The sequence below is a fragment of the Actinomyces gaoshouyii genome (genome assembly GCF_002072175.1).
Taxonomy (GTDB): domain Bacteria; phylum Actinomycetota; class Actinomycetes; order Actinomycetales; family Actinomycetaceae; genus Actinomyces; species Actinomyces gaoshouyii.
On sequence record NZ_MVIV01000006.1, the window covers coordinates 1 to 18,012 of the forward strand.

The window sequence follows — 18,012 nt, forward strand, 5'->3', positions numbered from 1 at the left end:
CCGCCCTCCGACATAGGAGGGCGGGCGCCGTCGTCGGTACCAGGGCCCGGCTCAGTTATCCGAATAGTGGAAAAACGGCGGTGAAAGTGTCTTCCATCTGGGACAACCCTGGCGGTCCTGGCGAGGTGTCACTATTCTTGGATCAGAGCATTCGGAACACAATGCTCGGAACTCATGCTGATGGAGACACTTATGATCTGGTTCCATATCCTCGTCGTTCTCCTGTTCATCATCCTCGGTGCCCGACTCGGGGGCGTCGGCATCGGCCTCATGGGCGCGGCCGGCGTCCTCGTGCTCGTCGTCACCGGCGTTGACGCGGCCACTGAAGACATCCCGTGGTCCGTCATTGGGATCATCATGTCCGTCATCTGCACGGTGGCCGCGCTGCAAGTCGTCGGCGCCATGGATCATCTCGTCCACCTCACCGAGGTGCTTCTGCGCCGCCATCCCACCCATATTGTCTACCTCGCGCCCTTCGTCACCTTCTTCATGTCCTTCCTGTGCGGGACCGGGCACACCGCCTATTCCGTTATCCCCGTCATCGTCGACGTGTGCAAGGAGCATGGGATCCGCCCCTCGCGGCCGCTGTCCATCGCCGTCGTGTCATCCCAGGTCGGGGTGGCCGCCTCCCCGATCTCCGCGGCCATGGTGGCCCTCGTCGTCGCACTCGAGCCCATCGGCGTGGGCTACCTCGAGTGCCTCGCCGTGGTCGTCCCCACGACCTTCATCGGATGCGCCGTCGGCGCGATCGTCTCGGCCCACCAGGGCTGCGAACTCGTCGACGACCCGGTGTATAAGGAGCGCAAGGCCGCCGGCCTCATCAAGCCCTCCACGGCGGGGGACGACTCCTACGTCGCCGCTCCCGCAGCCGTCACCGGCCTCTGGCTGTTCATCGGCGGGCTCGTCGCCGCCGTCGCCTACGCGACCATCACCTCGAAGGAGCTCGGCCTCGTGGACGAGGCCCCGATGGACTCCACTGCCGCCATCATGCTCATCATGCTCACCACGGCAGCGCTCATCTGCGTGCTCGCCAAGAAGCCGACGACGTCGATCACCTCCCAGGACACCTTCCGCGCCGGCATGACCGCGGCGGTGTGCATCCTGGGGCTGGCCTGGCTGGGGAACACCTTCGTCAACCACTACACGGCCACGATCTCCGATGCTCTGTCCGGGCCGCTGCAGGCGGCGCCGTGGCTCGCCGCCGTCTTCTTCTACTTCGCCGCCCCGCTCATGTTCTCCCACGCCGCCACGACCTCGGCCTTCATGCCCCTCATGGTGGGGCTGGGCCTGCCGGCAGTCGCGCTCGTGGCCAGCTACCCGGCGGTGGCGAACTACTACCTCCTGCCCAACTACCCGACGACGGTCGCCGCCATGGAGATGGACGACACCGGATCGACACGGGTCGGCAGCAACGTCTTCGCGCATCCCTTCGTCCTGCCGGGCACGGTGGCGATCATCGTCACTGTCGCCCTGGGCTTCGTCATCGGGGCGATCGTGGTGTGAGCGCACTGCCCGAAGACGCCGTTGGTATGACAGGGGCAAGGAGAGGGGGCGCTATGCCCGGATCGCTCATGCCGCCATCCGGGTAAGGGACCTCGAGGGCGCCAAGGAGTTCTACGCCACCTGGTTCGGCGGGCCCCGGCCTATGGACGGCGGACCGGTCTCGTTGCCGTTTTCGACCGGTCTCGATGGAGGGGCGGCGGGGGAGAGGGTGCAGAATCTGACGATGGCGCTCCGCGCTGCCGCACCGTGCCCCGCCGCCTCCCGGAAGGAAACAACGTGCTCGTCCTCGGCCTTATCGCCGCCGCCCTGGCGGCCGCCCTCCACATCGTTATCTTCTACATGGAGTCGATCGCCTGGGAGGGGGCGCTGGCCCGCAAGACCTTCGGCGGCACTGCCGCCGAGGCGCGCCCGCACGCCTTCTATGCCTTCAACCAGGGCTTCTACAACTTATTCCTCGCCATCGAGACCATCGCCGGGATTGCCATCGCCGCCGCGGGGAACCGGGGGATCGGCGCCGCGCTGGCGCTGGCGGGCACCGGATCCATGTTGGCCGCGGCCCTCGTTCTCCTGCTCAGCTCGCGCCCGCATCGAGCCGCCGCCCTCAAGCAGGGTTCGCTGCCCCTGCTGGCCGTAGTGGCGCTCGCCATCGGCCTGCTCGCCTGAGAGGCACTGGCAGGATCAGGCTCCCCGGCGTGTCGCTGGCGAGGCGGCCTCTCACCAGGGCAGGCCGACGAGCTTGCCTATATGGGTGCCGGCCGCCATGTCGCGCTGCGCTCGGGCGATGTCCTCCAGCGGGTAGGCATGGATCGGCAGGAGGTCGAGTGTTCCCGAGGCGATCGCGTCCAGGACCCGCTGCAACTCCGCGGCCGGCAGGGATTCCGCGCCCCCGGAATAGGCGGTCAGCCGGACGCCGAAGGGCAGCCACTCCAGGGGGTAGAACTCCGGGATCGCCCAAGCGTCGGAGAGCATCCCCGAGAAGCACACGGTGCCGTGCACCGCCGTGGCGGCGAGCGTGTCCCGCAGAGCCGGCACGCCCACGAGCTCGAGTGCCGCGTGAACGCCATTGGGCTCGGCCTCGCGCACCTGCGGCGCCACGGAGCCGTCGTCGAGCAGGGCGGTGATACCCCGGGAGGCCAGGAGCTCGCAGCCCTCGGGGCGTCGGGAGGTCGCGTAGACCCGGCAGCCCTTCTCCGCCGCGAGGGCCGCCGCGGCCAGGCCTAGCGCGGAGGTCCCGCCGCGAACGAGTAGCGACTGGCCCGGCTGAAGATCCAGGCCGGTGGTGAGCGAGCCGTGGGCGGTCTGAAGAGTCTCGGGGACCGAGCCGATGACCTCCCACGGCAGATCGGATGAGAAGGGGATGACCTGCTCGCTCGGTACCACCGTGTATTGGGCGTAGCCGCCGTCGAAAATCCGGCCCATGCCCCCCATGAGCGTGGCCACTTGAGCTCCGGGCGCCAGGGTGCCGTCGGGATCCAGATCGACGACGCCGACCGCTTCGATGCCCAGCACCCTCGGCAGGGTCATCCCCTCGGCCTGGCCGGTCACCGAGTGGTACTCCGAGCGGTTGAGCCCGAAGGCCATCACCTTGATCCGGACCCATCCCGGCGCGGGCTCGGGAACCGGCAGATCGACGATGCGCAGGTTCTCCACGCCGATGCCGGTGAGCACGGCGGCGCGCATAGTCGCGGCGGTGGAGCGGTCAGTCGAGCTCGATGTGGGCATGGGATCTCCTCGTCAAGACTCATGCGGGGTGGGCCTCCTGGATAATCTCTCAGGAATCGGCGTGGGACGCCAGGCGCGAACGGCTATCCTGCCGAGCCGACCAGGTCCGATCAAGTCCGTTCAGGACTGAATAGGATCGGCAGGGCGTGCCGGAGGGTGCTCATGCTCATGGCCGATTGCGGGGAATCGGAGCGGATATGAAGATTCCTCCCAGCAGCGGGGAATGAGATGGGATCATCGGGTGTTGGCTCATGCGGGACCACCCTCAGCGCGTCTCCAGGCGCCCGGACTGAGCGAGTGGCAGCCCAGGCCCCACACCACGAGGAGAGCACGTCGATGAGTGGTGAGATCGAGTTCGACTCCGTTACCAAGCACTACCCCGTCCCTCGGCGCGCCAGGCGCCAGGGCGCGGATGCCTCGGCGGGCCCCGCGGTCAACGCCTTCAGCGCCACCATCGCCCAGGGCACCACCACTGTCCTGCTCGGCTCGTCGGGTTCGGGCAAGACCACGCTCATGCGCATGGTCAACCGGATGGTCGAGCCCACAAGCGGGCGCGTCCTCATCGACGGCGAGGACGTCGCCGGTCGGGATCCCGTCGTCCTGCGCCGCTCCATCGGCTACGTCATGCAGAACGGCGGTCTCCTGCCTCACCGCCGCGTCATCGACAACATCACCCTCGTGCCCCGGCTCAATGGCACGAGTCGGGCGGATGCCGCCCACCGCGCCCGTGAGCTCATGGGCATCCTCGGCCTCGACCTCGCCCTGGCCGAGCGCTACCCCCATGAGCTCTCCGGCGGGCAGGCCCAGAGAGTCGGCGTCGCCCGGGCCCTCGCGGCCGACCCCGCGATCCTCCTCATGGACGAGCCCTTCGGCGCCGTCGATCCCCTCGTGCGCCGCGAGCTTCAGGCCGAGACCGCCCGCCTCCAGCGCGAGCTCGGCAAGACGATCCTCTTCGTCACCCACGACGTCGATGAGGCCCTGGCCCTGGGCGACGAGATCATCGTCCTGCGCGAGGGCGGCCGGATCGCCCAGCGCGGCACCGGCCCCCAGATCCTCCATCACCCGGCCGACGCATTCGTCGAGCGCTTCCTCGGCCTCGACGACCACATCCGGGCCTCCCGTCTGCGCGAGACGGTCATACGCGACTCCGGCGCCGGATCGCCGTCCTCACCGGCCCCCGCGCCCGAGGCCGCCGAGGTGGCGCGCCCATGACGTGGATCCTCGCCAGCCGTGCCCTCATCCTCAGCTGCCTGGAGTCCCACCTCGCCCAGGCGCTGCCCGCGATCGGCGCCGCTCTGCTCATCACCATCCCCCTGGCGCGCCTCGCGCAGAGGGCCCGCCCTCTGCGCGGCCTCATCACCATCGCGGCCTCGCTCCTCTACGCGATCCCCTCCCTCGCGCTGTTCGTCATCCTGCCGATCATCCTGGCCACCGGCATCCGATCCACGCTCAACGTCGTCGTCGCCCTGGCCCTCTACGCCCTGGCCCTCCTCGTCCCCGCCACCGTCGAGGCCCTCGACGCCGTCGACCACCGCTCCCTCGACGCCGCCACCGCCATGGGCATGGGGCGGCTGCGCCGATTCACCACCGTCGAGCTGCCGCTGGCGGGCCCGGCGATCGTCGCCGCCCTGCGGGTGGCCACCGTCTCCACGATCTCGCTGACGACGGTGGGCGCGGTGCTGGGCGTGCGCAGCCTCGGCTGGCTCTTCACCGATGGCTTCGAACGGGGCATCTGGCCCGAGATCATCGCCGGCGTGCTGCTGACCGCCCTGACGGCCCTCGTGGTGGATCTGCTCATCGTCGCCGGCGGGCGCCTGCTCATGCCCTGGTCCCGCGGCGGGGGAGCCCGGGCAGGGAGGGCCGCCGCATGAGGCTCCTCCTCGACGCCCTCGCCTACATGGCCGACGCCGCCCACTGGTCCGGTTCCATGGGCATCGCCCGGCTCCTGGTGCAGCACGCCGCCTACTCCCTCGCCGCCGTGGCGATCGCCGCCCTCATCGGCATGCCCATCGGGTGGTGGATCGGGCATACCGGCCACGGGCGGGCCCTCGTCATCTCCCTCACCGGCGCCGTGCGCGCCCTGCCCACTCTGGGGCTCGTCACCATGTTCGGCCTGGCCCTGGGCATCGGACCGGGGGCGCCCATGATCGCCCTGGTCATCCTCGCGCTTCCCTCCGCCCTCGCCGGGGCCTACTCGGGCGTGGAATCCGTGGACCCCACCGCCGTCGACGGTGCGCGAGGGGCGGGCATGAGCCCACTGCAGATCCTCGCGCGGGTTGAGATGCCGTTGGGCGCCCCGATCATGCTCGGCGGCCTGCGCGCCGCCTCCCTGCAGGTCATCGCCACGGGCACCCTGGCCGCCTACACCGGCGCGGGGGGCTTGGGCCGCCTCATGTTCCTCGGCCTCAAGACCCAGGACTACCCGATCATGCTCGCCTCCGCGCTCCTGGTGATCGCCCTGGCCCTCGTCTCCGAGGGGCTCTTCGCCCTCCTCCAGAGGGCCAGTGTGCCCGCGGGATCGCGGCAGCGGCGCAAGGAGGCCTGATGAACCGCCCGAACCACTCCGCCGCGCGGCCCACCCGGCGCGCCATGCTTGCGGGCCTGGGCGCCGGGGCCGCGGCCCTCCTGGCCGGCTGCTCCGACGCGAATCCCTTCGCCGTCCACCGCCGCGAGGGCAGCATCGTCGTCGGCAGTCAGCAGTACTACTCCAACGAGATCATCGCCGAGCTCTTCGCCCAGGCCATCGAGGCCAAGGGGCTCACCGTCCAGCGGGAGTTCCGCATCGGCCAGCGCGAGGCCTACCTGCCCGAGATCGCCAGCGGCTCCATCGACGTCATCCCCGAGTACGGCGGCAACCTCCTGCAGTACTACCAGCGCGTCTCGGCGACGGCGAGCACCGGTCCCACCCAGGGGGCCGCAATCCCCGCCGCCAGCCCCATCACCGCCGAGGCCGTCCAGGAGGAGCTCACCCGGATCCTCCCCAGCGGACTGCGGGTCCTGGCCCCCGCGAAGGCGAGCGACCAGGACTCCTTCGCCGTCACCCGCGCTAGCGCCGAGGAGCATGGCCTGATCTCCATCGGCGACCTCGCGGGCCTCGGTCGCGCGGTGAGCATGGCCGCCAACAGCGAATTCACGGTCCGTCCCTACGGGCCGGCGGGTGTCAGAACCGTCTACGGGGTCGATATCGAGCTCACCCCTGTGGAGGACTCCGGCGGGCCGCTGACCGTCAAGGCCCTGACCGACGGGAGCGTCGATGTCGCCGACATCTACTCCTCCGATCCGGCCATCGAGGCCAATGGTCTGGTGATCCTGGAGGATCCCGCCGGTCTCATCGCCCCTCAGCGCGTCACCCCGCTGGTCGCCGAGGCTCTGGCGCCCACGGCCGTGGAGGCCATCGACGCGGTCTGCGCGCGCCTGGATCCGGGTGAGCTGCGCTCCCTCAACGCCCGCTCCACCGGCGAGCAGCTCGCCGCCGAGGTCATCGCCGCCGACTGGCTGGCCGCCCAGGGCCTCGTGGGCTGAGCGGTTCCCGGCCGCGGCGACAGCGCCCACCCAGGAGGCCTGAGGAGTGTCCGTCAGCCCAGTCCCGGAGCCTTCGCGGTCGAGGTCCTGACCACGAGTCGGGGCACGACCACCTGCTCGGTGGGCAGGTAGCTGTTCGCCGCGCGGCCGATCGCGCGCTCCAGCGCCAGGCGCGCCATGAGATCCGTGTTCTGGTCGATCGTCGTCAGGGTCACCGGCCCGGCCTGCGCCCGCCGGGCGTTGTCGAAGCCGACGACGCTCACCCGCTCCGGCACCGCCGCCCTGGCCGCCCTCAGGCCCAGGACAATGCCGCCGGCCACCCGGTCGTTGAAGGCGACGATGCCGGTCGGCAGGTGCTCCAGCCCGCCGGCTGCCAGCGCCTTCTCCACCATTGCGGCGGCGGCGGCGAGCCCGTGCTCCTGCTCGATGCCCCCTGGCAGGACCTCGATCTCGTTGCCCAGGCCGTGCGAGTCCATCGCCTCCAGGTACCCGGCGCTGCGCTCGGCCGAGGACGGCGCCGTGCCGCCGTCGACATGCGCGATCCGCCGGTGCCCGAGGGAGACGAGATGGTCGACGGCGAGCATGAGCCCGCCCCGATCATCGATTCGGATGACGTCCACCGCAGGGCTGGCGGCCGGTCGGGCGATCGTCACCACCGGCACCTCGTCGGCGAGGCTCCTCAGCCGCGCCGCGCCGGTAGAGGGCGCCACCATGATGAGTGCGTCAACGCGGTCGCGCAGCAGCGTATCCGCGGCACGGCGGTCATCGATCGTGTCGATGACGGCGGATAGGACGAGGCGGTGCGTCGTGGCGGTCTCCGCAGCGTGGTAGAGGCTCTCGATGAGCTCGGCGTGGAAGGGCTGGTGGACGGCGAAGGTCACCCCGATCAGGCCCGAGCGCGCCGAACGCAGGGCCCGCGCCCTCTGGTCCGTCCGATAACCGAGCCGTTTGGCGACGGCCTTGACGCGACGACGGGTCTCCTCGGAGGCGCCTGCGGCGTCCCGCATGACGATCGAGGCCATCGACACGGAGCAACTGGCCTCCCGGGCGACGTCGACCAGCGTCACCCTCCTGCTCCTGCCACGGGCCATCGTGCCGTCCTCTCATCGCCGCACGCTGCCCGCGCGATGGGGCCCGGCCGGGGCTCCCGCCCCCGGGGCGGTCGCCTGAAACTGGAATCTAATAATTTTAGAACGTTCTGTCGAGAGCCGTCATCGGATGAATGGCCTGCCAGCAGCGATAAGACGCTGACGAAGGCGCAGACTTCATGCGCTCGCGATCCAGGGGAATTGGAATGCACTACGGTCTATTTCGTCGCCAGGAGCACAGTGATGACGCTGCGGAGTCCCGGCCTCACCACCCAGACCATGACGAAGGAGTCAGGAAGCATGGCATCTCGCAAGCCCGTCAGGATCGCGCTGGTCGGTGCCGGCCGTATCAGCGCGCACCACGCCACCGCGATCGCCCACGACCTCCACACGGCGGAGCTCGTGGCCGTCGTCGACCCCCGTATCGACGCCGCCACCGCCCTGGCCGATGATCTCGGCGCCCGTGCCGAGGCCGACGCCGAGTCAGTCCTCGAGGACCCCGGGGTCGACGCCATCGTCGTCACGACCCCGGCCGCTCTCCATCACGACCTCATCATCGCCGCCGCCGAGGCCGGCAAGCACGTCTTCGCCGAGAAGCCCATCACGACCGAGCTGGCCGAGGCCGACGGGTGCGTGGCCGCCACGGCCCGGGCCGGTGTCGTCCTGCAGGTCGGTTTCAACCGCCGCTTCGCCCCCGGGTTCGTCGCTGCGAGGAGAGCGGTGGACGACGGCCGCGTCGGCACCCCGCAGCTGCTGCGCTCGCTCACCCGCGACCCCGGACCCTACGGCGGAGAGCCCGAGCGCACCCCGCTGTGGACGATCTTCCTGGAGACCCTCATCCACGACTTCGACACCCTGCGCTTCCTCAACCCCGGCTCCGAGGTCACCGAGGTCACCGCCCATGCCGACGCCCTCATCCGGCCCGACGCCCGCGAGGCCGGCTTCCTCGACACCTCGGTCGTCCACCTGCGCTTCGACAACGGCGCCTTCGCCACCGCCGAGGCCTCCTTCAGCGCCACCTACGGCTATGACGTGCGCGGAGAGGTCTTCGGCAACGGCGGGATGGCCGTCGCCGGCTCCAGCCGTACCAGCGACATGGAGTACTACGGGCCGGCCGGCGTCTCCTACGACACGTCCCGGGCGGACACCGATCTCCTCCACGGCGCCTACGTGGCCGAGTTCGCCGCCTTCGTCGAGGCCGTGAGCGGCGCGGCCCCCGCCATCCCCACCGGTGAGGACGGCGTCAAGGCCCTGGAGATCGCCCGAGCGGCCATCCTCTCGGTCCAGCAGTCGCGCACCGTGCGCCTTGAGGAGGTGGCTCGATGAGATCTGTGACCGTGCCTGCGGGCAACGCCTTCACCCTGGCGGCCTGCGCTGAGATGATCTATCTCGATAAGCCGTTCATGGAGCGCGTCGAGGCCATCGCCGCGCGCGGCCTGGGCGTGGAGATCTGGGGCTGGACCGCCAAGGACCTCCAGGCCCTGGCCGCCCGGCGCGCCGACGGGGCGCGCATCATGTCCATGACCGGATACATCGAGGGCGATCTGACCACCTCCGAGGGCATCGCCCGCCTGCTCGAGACCGCCGAGCAGTCACTGGCCGCGGCCGAGACACTGGAATGCCCGGTGCTCAACTTCCACGGCACCGGCCTGGGCGAGGGCGGCATCCCCGTCGTGGCCAACGCCCACCCCACCCCGGGCGACTGGCTGCGCGCCGCCGAGACCTGTGCCCGCCTGGCCCGGCTCGGAGCCAGGGAGGGGCGCGTGTTCACCCTGGAGAACCTCAACACCGCGCTGGACCACCCCGGCTGCCCCTTCGCCACCGCGGCCGACGCCCTGGCCCTCGTGCGCGCCGTCGACTCGCCTCACCTGAGGCTGAATCTCGACCTGTACCACGCCCAGATCGGGGAGGGCAACCTCATCGAGCTGTGCCGCCAGGCCCTGCCCTGGATCGGGGAGCTCCAGGTCGCCGACGTCCCCGGCCGGGCCCAGCCCGGCACCGGCGAGATCAACTACCGTGCCATCGTCACCGCCCTGGCCGACATGGGCTACCACGGCAACATCGGCATGGAGGCCTTCGCCTGGGGTGCCACCGACGCGGACGAGCCCGGCTCCACCGCCGCCTCCGAGGGGGCCCTGGACCAGTTCATTACCACCTTCACCGTAGGAGGCCCCGCATGAGCGACAACGCCGGTGCGGCCGTCCAGGCCCGCCATGCTGACGCGGGGACTCCCGCGGAAAAGACCCGCGTCGACAAGCGCCTGTTCACCATCCGCACGATCGCCACCCTCGGCGGCCTCCTGTTCGGCTACGACACCGGCGTCATCTCCGGCGCCCTGCCCTTCCTCGCGCGCGGCGCCGAGGAGGGCGGCCTGGGGCTGACGGCCTTCCAGGAGTCGATCGTCACCTCCTCCCTCACGATGGGGGCGGCCATCGGGGCCATCGTCGGCGGGCGCCTGTCCGACCGCTACGGGCGCAAGAGGAACATCTACACCGTCGCCGTCATCTTCCTCATCGGGGCGCTCGGCTGCGCCCTGGCCCCGAACTACCCCGCCCTCGTGGCCTTCCGCTTCTTCCTCGGACTGGCCGTGGGCGGCGCCTCCGCCACCGTGCCCGTCTACCTCTCCGAGATGGCGCCGGTGACGATCCGCAGCACGATGGTGGCGCGCAATGAGCTCATGATCGTCACCGGCCAGCTGCTGGCCTACTCCTTCAACGCCTTCATCGCCGTCATGTGGCCGCAGGCCCACGTCTGGCGCTGGATGCTCGTCATCGCCTCGGTCCCCGCCATCGGCCTGTGGATCGGCATGCACCTGCTTCCGGAGTCCCCGCGCTGGCTCGCGAGCCAGGGGCGCACGGCCGACATGTGGCAGGTTCTCAACGAGGTCCGCATGGCCGACGGCGTTGAAGACGAGGGGAGCGACATCATCCGCCGCGTCGAGGAGGAGGCTGCGCTCGGCAAGGGCTCCTGGGTGGACCTCAAGACCCCGTGGATCGGCAAGATCACCGCGATCGGCATCGGCCTGGCGGCCCTGTCGCAGCTCACCGGCGTCAACGGCATCATGTACTACGCCCCGACGATCCTCCAGACCACCGGCCTGGGGACCCAGGCGGCCCTCGTCGCGACAATCGCCAACGGCGTGGTCTCGGTGGCGGCGGTATCCATCGGCATCGGCTTCCTGAAGAAGCTGCCCCGCCGGCGTATGATGCTCATCGGCCAGACCGGCGTGGTCATCTCGCTGATCCTGCTGGGCTCGATGTTCCTCCTGCCGGAGTCGACGGCGCGCTCCTACCTGGTGCTGCTGTTCATGCTCACCTTCCTGTTCTCCATGCAGTGCTTCATCGGCCCGACCTTCTGGCTCATGCTCTCGGAGATCTTCCCGATGCGCGTACGGGGGCTGGCCAACGGCGTGGCGGTGTTCTGCAACTGGATGGGCAATGTCATCGTGGCCTTCGCCTTCCCGAATCTCATCGCGGCGGTGCAGGGCAACACGTTCTTCGTCTTCGCGGTGATCAACGCGTGCACGCTGGTGTTCTACGCGAAGTACCTGCCGGAGACCTTCGGCCGCTCCCTGGAGTCCCTCGAGCGGCACTTCGAGGAGAAGTACTCCTGACCGGAGCCTGATGGAACACGGTCCGGCGCCACGACCACCGCGAGGGGGCGTGGCGCCGAACCGCCTTCGGCGTGCGGATCCGTCCACGTCGTCAGGGGTGCAGCCAGTGCTGCGATCGGCCCCGCGCGGCGCTCCACCCGAGGGGGAGTCATGCCTCCGGCGCCCTCCGTGATCGTCCCCGCAGTCCCGGATGCGTCCAGGCGACGGTGAAGGACGCCGTGAGCACGGCCAGCGCGAGGCCGAAGGGCGCCAGGGGCTGCCAGCCGTAGAGCGCCGTCGCCGTGACGGGGGCGAAAACCCATGTCACCGCGCCCGTGGCGTTGAGGATGCCCGCCGCCCCTCCCTGCTCGGCGGCGGGCACGGCGAGTGAGCCGCCCGCCGTGAAGCCGGGTCCCACCAGGCCCATGGCCGCGCCCAGGAAGAGCGTCGAGATGATCATGATGGGAAGGGCGGGCGCCATCGCCAGCGCCACCAGCGCGACCACGGCGATGGTCAGGCCGATGCGGATGAGCCGCTGGGGCGGCCATCCCAGGTGCGGCACCGCGACGAGTTGCATGAGCATGGCGCCCGCCGCGTTGGCCAGCAGCATGAGCGCCGTCAGGCTCACCGCGCGCTCCGGGGGCAGGCCGAGGCGGTCCTGGACGATGAAGCCGACGATGATCTGGACCACTCCCGCGCTGAAGAACATGCCCAGACCCGAGCCGATCCAGGGCAGCAGGCGCGGATCCCTCCAGGACACGCGCGGTGGGAGGGCGGTCGCGCGCGGCGCTGGCATTTCCCCCGGGTCCGCTCCCGCGGGGGAGGACGGCATCGCCGCTCCGTTGGCGGGCGACCGGGCGCCGTCGTGAGGGATTTGGAGCAGGCCGATGAGCAGAGCGATCGCCACGAAGGCGGGCGTGGCGTACACCGGGGCCAGAATCGACCACGCCCCCAGCGCCGAGGAGAGCACCGAGCCGATGAGGATCGACATCTGCACGGCGCCGGCGAAGGCGGACAACCCCCTCACCCGGGCGTGCTCGTCCGGCGTCATCTCCGCGATGAGCGCCTGACCGGTGGGTGGGATCGCCGCGACCGCGCCGCCGAAGAACGGGCCGCGGGCTGTCACCACGGCCACCGCGGCGGCGCCCGCCCCCAGCAGGCCGGCGCTCCGCAGTCCCACCGCGACGGCGAAGAGGCAGCCCGCGATCATGGCCAGGGCGAGAGCGCTCAGCAGCACGCGGCGGCGCCCCCAGGCGATCGACCGGCGCCCCCAGAACTGCGAGAGGGAGGCCACTGTGAGCGCGGCCAGGGAGATGGCCAGGCCGACGATCCACTCGCGCAGGCCGAGTGCCCGGGCCAGGGGAGCGATCGACGCGTTGAGCATGTTCTGCGCCACGTAGGTGAACAGGACGATGGCAAGCAGCGCGCGCAGCGTGGCGCAGGCCGTGCCTGAGACCTGGGAGGCAGGAGTCGAGGGGGAGGGCAGGGGCACAGGCGCACTTTAGGGCATGGCAGGGGCGGCGATGCCCGGCAGGCCGCGTCTCCCGGGCCCCCGCGCTCGCGAGCGCCCCCTGGACCTGGCAGGATGGCGGTCGTGAGCGCGAAGCATGTGGGAATGATCTGGGCCCAGGACGCTGCCGGCGTCATCGGCGCCGATGGGGGAATGCTGTGGCGCGTGCCCGACGACTTCAGGCACTTCCGCGCCTCCACCCTCGGCTGCGGCCTCGTCATGGGCCGCGCTACCTGGGACTCCCTGGGCGGGGCGCTGGCCAAGCGCCGCAACGTGGTCCTCACCCGCCAGCGCGGCTGGTCCGCGGAGGGCGCCCTGGCCGCTCCCGACCTCGCCTCCGCCATCGCCCTGGCGGGAGGGGACCTCGACGCCGAGCTCGGCCCCGATCAGCGCGTGCGGGCGGGGGCATTGCCCCGGGTGTGGATCATCGGCGGCGGCAGCGTCTACGCCCAGGCGATGGATGCCGATGCCGCTGAACTGCTGCTCGTGAGCACTCTCGACCTCGCCGTCGACGCCCCCGATGGCGCCGTGCGGGCGCCCCGCATCGATACCTCCGCCTGGGCCCGCGATACCGCCTTATCCGACCCCGAGGGCGCATGGCGGGCCGTGTCGGGGGACGCCGCCTGGCGGGTCGACGCCTGGCGCCGTCGGTGAGCCGCCGGGCGCCGGGGCTCAGACGGCGACGGGAGCCTTGATCGAGGGGTGGTGCTGGTAGCCCTGCGAGGCGTCGATACCATCCATCGTGTAGGCGTCGATCGACTCGGCCCGCTCCAGGCGCAGCGTCGGGAACGGGTAGGCCCGGGGGACGCGGGATAGTTGCTCGCGCACCTGCTCGACGTGGTTGGAGTAGATGTGGCAGTCCCCGCCGGTCCACACGAGCTCGCCGGGCTCGAGCCCGGCCTGCTGGGCGAGCATGTGGGTGAGCAGGGCGTAGGAGGCGATGTTGAAGGGAACGCCGAGGAACATGTCCGCGCTGCGCTGGTAGACCTGCAGGCTCAGGCGGCCATCGGCCACGTAGCACTGGAAGAAGGCGTGGCAGGGGGCCAGGGCCATGCGGTCCAACTCGCTGACGTTCCAGGCCGACACGAGCATCCGCCGGGAATCCGGATCCGTGTGCAGCGTGTGGACGAGGGCGGTGATCTGGTCGATGGCCCCGCCGTCGTGCGAGGGCCAGGAGCGCCACTGGGCGCCGTAGACCGGGCCGAGCTCGCCGTCGGCATCGGCCCACTCATCCCAGATGGTGATGCCCTGCTCCGTGAGCCATCCGATGTTCGTGGCGCCCTTGAGGAACCACAGGAGCTCGCCCTTGACCGCTTTCATCGCCACGAACTTCGTGGTGATGCGGGGGAATCCGGCGGCCAGGTCGTAGCGGAGCTGGCGGGCGAACAGGGAACGGGTGCCCGTGCCGGTGCGGTCGTCCTTGAGAGTGCCGTTCAGGAGGACGTCCGCGAGGAGCTCCTCATAGGCGACGTTGACGCCGTCGGGCGCGCTCAGGCCCATGGCCTGAAGCACCGGTGCTGGTGTGCCGTTCATGCCTCGATGACCTCCATGGCGGGGGTGAAGGGCGAGACCGGTCCCAGTGCTGCCTGGGCGCCCTCGATGACCTGGTTGGCCAGGGCCCGCCCGCCCGAGTAGCCGATGGCCGCGCCGATGCCCAGGGGCAGGAGCCGACCGAGTGCGACGGCGCCTCCCTTGGCCACGGCGCGCTTGGCCAGGCGCTTGGCGAGCTGGCCGTTGATGCTCTTGGCGGTGGGGATCGGCATCTGGGCCAGGGACTGGGCCGCCCAGAAGAGGCTGGCCAGTCCGAGCTGGCCTTGGACGGCCTCGGAGCCCTCGCGGCCCAGGAGCGCCGAGAGCACGAGGGCGCGCCGCTTCTCCGGCTCGACGACGCGCAGCCCCTGGAGCTCTGCGACGGTGAGCACGTAGGTGACGGCCGAGCCGATGAAGACGGCCGCCTGCCCCACGGTGAGCGCCGCCGCGCTGGCGGTGCCGATTGACGGCAGTGCCGCCGAGGCGCCGACGGCCCCGGATGACAGGCCCGCCTCGTTGCGGAAGCGATCCGCGGCGAGTGCCACGAGCTCGGCCGTGTCGGCGCCGGGGCGGTCACGGCGCATGCGGGCCACGCGCTCGGTGATGCGCGAGGCGGGGATCGCGATCGCCTTGTCGACGGCCGCCTCGATCATGGCGGTGGATCGGCTCACGGATGCTCCTGAGGTGCGTAGGGAGGTGTCAAGGGTGGTCTATGGGGTGCTTCCCGGGGCGCCAGCGGGCGCCGACGCCCCGGGCCGGGGAAGGCACCCGCGTCAGGCCGCGGGCTCGGCGTCGGGATCCTGGACGATGAGCAGGCGGACCTCGGGGCTCTTCTCCAAGGTGTGGCCCACGGTGCAGGCGCGGTCGATCGCGCCGTCGACGCGCTGGCGCAGGACGGCGAGCTGCTCGTCGCTCAGGGAGGAGTAGTCGGCGACGAGCTGCACCTCGAAGGAGTCGTAGCGCTCCTCATCCTCGTTCTTGGTGGTCGCGCATACGACGTTGGCGTCGAAGCCCTCGCCGAGGGCCTTGGCCAGGCGGTGGTCAGCGGACAGGGAGTTGCAGGTGGCCAGGGCGAGCTTGAGCAGCTCTCCGGGGGAGAACTCCCCGGGGCCCGTGCCGATGCGCACCTCGGCGCCGGAGTGATTACGGCCCACGTACTGGCGCGTGCCGGTCCGCTCGGCCCATACGGAGTTCTTCGCGGTAGGGATGATGGTCGGGGTATCGCTCATGGGGTGATCGTGGCACGCCCAGTGGGCCCGGGACCACTGGGGCGCGCGCGAAGGGCCCGCCGTGCGCGCAGGGCGGACACGGCGGGCCGGTGGGAATACTCCGGGGAGGAGCGGGGAGGCGGGCGGTCAGTGCGAGCCCAGCCAGGCGGCGGCCCGGGACTCCTCATCGGCGATGACGCGCCCGGCCATTGACAGGGCCTTGTCCTCGACGGCGCGGCCCACCAGCGGCACGGTGACCTTCAGCTCCAGGTCCACCTCGACGACGGTCTGCTCGCCACTGGGGCGCATGGCCAGGGCGCCCGAGGAGCGCACGGGCGCGCCGCCGGCGTCGATGCTCAGCGTGCCGGTGCGCGAGCCGTCCTCGGCGGGGCCGCCCCAGGCCTCGGTGACGGTGAAGGACACGCCCGAGCGCACCAGGCGGCGGGCGGCCGAGGGCAGGGAATCGGCGGGGACGGTGCCGCTGGCGGTGGCCGAGAAGCCGTCGCCCTGGGTGGTTACCTTGCTGGTCACGGTCTCGGAGCCGAGTCGGGCGACCCGTCCGCGCTGGTACTCCGGGTCCGCCAGCATGGTGGCGACCTTGGGGGGATCGGCGGGGTAGGTGATGGTCAATGTCTTCCTCATGCCGTAGAGCCTGCCATGGAGGGGGCCATCGCGCCACGGGCGGTCCCCTCGATTAGGCTTCCACCGTGCCGCCGATCCTCCCGCCCCAGTCGCGCGCCTCCATCGACCTGCCGCCGCGCGACCTCGACTGGATCCGCCACCTCATCGCGGACTGGCAGGTCATCGCCGATCTGTCCGTCTCCGACCTCGTCCTGTGGGTCCGCGGTCTGAGCGGTCGCTTCGTGGCGATCGCCCACTGCCGCCCCTCCACGGGGCAGACGGTCCACCTGGAGGAGGTCGTGGGGCGCCGCATGCCCTCCTCGCGCGAGATCGCCGCCCTGGAGACCCTGACCACCGGCACCATCCTGGTCATGTCCGATCCCCAGTGGACCGGGACCACCGCGGTGCGCGAGGAGTACGTGCCCGTGCTCCACGAGGGCCGGGCGGTCGCCGTCGTCACGCGGGAGACGCGCGTGGGGGTTATGCGGGGGGAGCGCTTCGGCGACCAGCCCCTCAAGGCCCTCGCCGACTCCCTGTGCCAGATGATCTCCGAGGGAGCCTTCCCGATCCTCGGAGGAGTGACCGCACTGCGCCACGGCACCCCGCGAGTGGCCGACGGCGTCGTCCAGCTCGACGCCGAGGGCACCATCGTCTACGCCAGCCCCAACTCCCGCTCCTGCCTGCACCGGCTGGGCATCGCCGGGGAGATCGTCGGCGCGCATCTGGCATCGGCGATCACGGACATCATCCCCGAGCGCACGCCGGTGGACGAGACCATGGCCGTTGTTCTCATGGGCAGGCAGTCCTGGATCACGGAGATCGAGATCTCCGGTGTCTTCCTCGTCCTGCGGGCGATCCCCCTCGTTGTGCACGGGGAGAGGGCCGGCGCGATCCTCCTGGTCCGCGACGTCTCCGAGCTGCGGCGCCGCGAGCAGGTCCTCATGAACAAGGACGCCACGATCCGGGAGATCCACCACCGGGTCAAGAACAACCTGCAGACCGTCTCCGCCCTGCTGCGGATGCAGGCCCGCCGCGCCACCAACGATGAGACCCGCCAGGCGCTGGCCGAGGCGGAGCGGAGGGTCGCCGCGATCGCTACCGTCCACGAGGCGCTGAGCCACAACGTCGACGAGACTGTCGACTTCGACGAGGTCTTCGAGTCGATCCTGCGCACCGCCGCGGTCGTTGCCACGCCAACGGGGCAGGTCAAGACTGTGCTGGAGGGCTCCTTCGGTATCGTGGACGCCGAAGGAGCCCAGGCCCTAGCCACGGTGCTGGCCGAGCTGGTGACCAATGCCGTCGAGCACGGGCTCGAGGAGCGCGACGGCACCGTCACCGTGCGCGCCCTGCGGGACGGCGAGCGGATCGAGGTCCATGTCATCGACGACGGCGCGGGCATCGAGCCCGGAACAGTCATGACCGGGCTGGGCACGAGGATCGTCAAGACGCTCGTCCGAGGCGAACTGCGCGGCAGCATCGACTGGGAGCCCGTCGTCGATGAGGAGGGGCGCCCCTGCGGGACCGATGTCGCCATCATCGCCAGGCTCGCGAGCCGCGGCGAGCCCGTGCTCGGCTGAGCCACCGCGCCACTGGGGCGCCGCGCGGCGCAGCCGGGTCCCGCGCGCATCCGGCGGGGGTGAGAACGGCGGCCCCGCCTCCTCCGAGGTCAGGGGCCGCCGTTGATGCTCATGAGCGCCGGGTGAACCGGTCTCGGCG

At 70.9% G+C, this 18,012-nt stretch carries 18 protein-coding genes; 11 read left to right on the forward strand and 7 right to left on the reverse strand.

Going from position 1 to position 18,012, the window contains the following annotated elements; translation table 11 throughout:
- Window positions 1–192 precede the first annotated feature (192 nt).
- Together B1H50_RS06295 and B1H50_RS06300 are read left to right on the forward strand one after the other, a co-directional pair.
- The gene (locus B1H50_RS06295; RefSeq protein ID WP_080462935.1) at window positions 193–1,503 is read left to right on the forward strand and encodes an anaerobic C4-dicarboxylate transporter family protein; all 1,311 of its coding nucleotides are present in this window, start codon (window positions 193–195) and stop codon (window positions 1,501–1,503) included.
- Between the two features lie 276 nt (window positions 1,504–1,779).
- The gene (locus tag B1H50_RS06300) at window positions 1,780–2,166 is read left to right on the forward strand and encodes a DUF1304 domain-containing protein (RefSeq protein WP_080462936.1); all 387 of its coding nucleotides are present in this window, start codon (window positions 1,780–1,782) and stop codon (window positions 2,164–2,166) included.
- Between the two features lie 51 nt (window positions 2,167–2,217).
- Here the strand turns inward: B1H50_RS06300 and B1H50_RS06305 are convergent, their stop codons facing one another.
- Window positions 2,218–3,225 (reverse strand): zinc-binding dehydrogenase, encoded by a 1,008-nt coding sequence (locus tag B1H50_RS06305; protein ID WP_198939981.1) that lies wholly within the window; start codon window positions 3,223–3,225, stop codon window positions 2,218–2,220.
- 336 nt (window positions 3,226–3,561) lie between these two features.
- Here B1H50_RS06305 and B1H50_RS06310 point away from each other — a divergent pair, with 336 nt between their 5' ends.
- From B1H50_RS06310 to B1H50_RS06325, 4 genes are read left to right on the forward strand one after another with little or no spacing between them, the layout of a single operon-like run.
- Window positions 3,562–4,437, forward strand: a complete 876-nt coding sequence (locus tag B1H50_RS06310) for an ABC transporter ATP-binding protein (RefSeq protein ID WP_080462937.1) — start codon at window positions 3,562–3,564, stop codon at window positions 4,435–4,437.
- The gene (locus B1H50_RS06315; RefSeq protein ID WP_080462938.1) at window positions 4,434–5,096 is read left to right on the forward strand and encodes an ABC transporter permease; all 663 of its coding nucleotides are present in this window, start codon (window positions 4,434–4,436) and stop codon (window positions 5,094–5,096) included. Before B1H50_RS06310 ends, B1H50_RS06315 begins: the two co-directional genes overlap by 4 nt.
- A complete protein-coding gene (locus tag B1H50_RS06320; protein ID WP_080462939.1) occupies window positions 5,093–5,770 on the forward strand; it encodes an ABC transporter permease in 678 nt (225 codons plus the stop codon). The genes B1H50_RS06315 and B1H50_RS06320 overlap by 4 nt, the downstream gene beginning before the upstream one ends.
- A complete protein-coding gene (locus B1H50_RS06325) occupies window positions 5,770–6,747 on the forward strand; it encodes an ABC transporter substrate-binding protein (protein ID WP_080462940.1) in 978 nt (325 codons plus the stop codon). The genes B1H50_RS06320 and B1H50_RS06325 overlap by 1 nt, the downstream gene beginning before the upstream one ends.
- A gap of 53 nt (window positions 6,748–6,800) precedes the next feature.
- Here the strand turns inward: B1H50_RS06325 and B1H50_RS06330 are convergent, their stop codons facing one another.
- Window positions 6,801–7,814, reverse strand: a complete 1,014-nt coding sequence (locus B1H50_RS06330; protein ID WP_080462941.1) for a LacI family DNA-binding transcriptional regulator — start codon at window positions 7,812–7,814, stop codon at window positions 6,801–6,803.
- Between the two features lie 321 nt (window positions 7,815–8,135).
- Here B1H50_RS06330 and B1H50_RS06335 point away from each other — a divergent pair, with 321 nt between their 5' ends.
- From B1H50_RS06335 to B1H50_RS06345, 3 genes are read left to right on the forward strand one after another with little or no spacing between them, the layout of a single operon-like run.
- Window positions 8,136–9,161: a Gfo/Idh/MocA family oxidoreductase gene (locus tag B1H50_RS06335; RefSeq protein ID WP_080463043.1), complete on the forward strand. Its 1,026-nt coding sequence runs from the start codon at window positions 8,136–8,138 to the stop codon at window positions 9,159–9,161.
- Complete coding sequence (locus B1H50_RS06340; protein WP_080462942.1) at window positions 9,158–10,015, forward strand: TIM barrel protein; 858 nt, start codon at window positions 9,158–9,160, stop codon at window positions 10,013–10,015. Before B1H50_RS06335 ends, B1H50_RS06340 begins: the two co-directional genes overlap by 4 nt.
- Window positions 10,012–11,448, forward strand: coding sequence for a sugar porter family MFS transporter (locus B1H50_RS06345; RefSeq protein WP_080462943.1), 1,437 nt, complete (start codon window positions 10,012–10,014; stop codon window positions 11,446–11,448). Before B1H50_RS06340 ends, B1H50_RS06345 begins: the two co-directional genes overlap by 4 nt.
- A 148-nt stretch (window positions 11,449–11,596) precedes the next feature.
- Here B1H50_RS06345 and B1H50_RS06350 read toward each other — a convergent pair whose 3' ends face one another.
- Entirely contained in the window at window positions 11,597–12,919 is a 1,323-nt protein-coding gene (locus tag B1H50_RS06350; RefSeq protein WP_080462944.1) for an MFS transporter, read from the reverse strand.
- A 93-nt stretch (window positions 12,920–13,012) separates the two neighbouring features.
- Here B1H50_RS06350 and B1H50_RS06355 point away from each other — a divergent pair, with 93 nt between their 5' ends.
- Window positions 13,013–13,591 (forward strand): dihydrofolate reductase, encoded by a 579-nt coding sequence (locus B1H50_RS06355; RefSeq protein WP_229657890.1) that lies wholly within the window; start codon window positions 13,013–13,015, stop codon window positions 13,589–13,591.
- An 18-nt stretch (window positions 13,592–13,609) separates the two neighbouring features.
- On the opposite strand, the gene B1H50_RS06360 is transcribed toward B1H50_RS06355, so the two are convergent.
- From B1H50_RS06360 to B1H50_RS06375, 4 genes are all read right to left on the reverse strand, one after another.
- Window positions 13,610–14,470 carry a thymidylate synthase gene (locus B1H50_RS06360; RefSeq protein WP_080462946.1) on the reverse strand — a complete coding sequence of 287 codons (861 nt, stop codon included), beginning with the start codon at window positions 14,468–14,470 and terminating at the stop codon, window positions 13,610–13,612.
- A complete protein-coding gene (locus B1H50_RS06365) occupies window positions 14,467–15,120 on the reverse strand; it encodes a hypothetical protein (RefSeq protein WP_080463044.1) in 654 nt (217 codons plus the stop codon). The genes B1H50_RS06360 and B1H50_RS06365 overlap by 4 nt, the downstream gene beginning before the upstream one ends.
- Before the next feature lie 120 nt (window positions 15,121–15,240).
- Complete coding sequence (locus B1H50_RS06370) at window positions 15,241–15,696, reverse strand: OsmC family protein (protein WP_080462947.1); 456 nt, start codon at window positions 15,694–15,696, stop codon at window positions 15,241–15,243.
- A gap of 126 nt (window positions 15,697–15,822) precedes the next feature.
- Window positions 15,823–16,317 carry a DUF2505 domain-containing protein gene (locus B1H50_RS06375; protein WP_080462948.1) on the reverse strand — a complete coding sequence of 165 codons (495 nt, stop codon included), beginning with the start codon at window positions 16,315–16,317 and terminating at the stop codon, window positions 15,823–15,825.
- Between the two features lie 65 nt (window positions 16,318–16,382).
- Between B1H50_RS06375 and B1H50_RS06380 the strand changes: the two genes are divergently transcribed.
- The gene (locus tag B1H50_RS06380; protein ID WP_080462949.1) at window positions 16,383–17,873 is read left to right on the forward strand and encodes a sensor histidine kinase; all 1,491 of its coding nucleotides are present in this window, start codon (window positions 16,383–16,385) and stop codon (window positions 17,871–17,873) included.
- Window positions 17,874–18,012 lie beyond the last annotated feature (139 nt).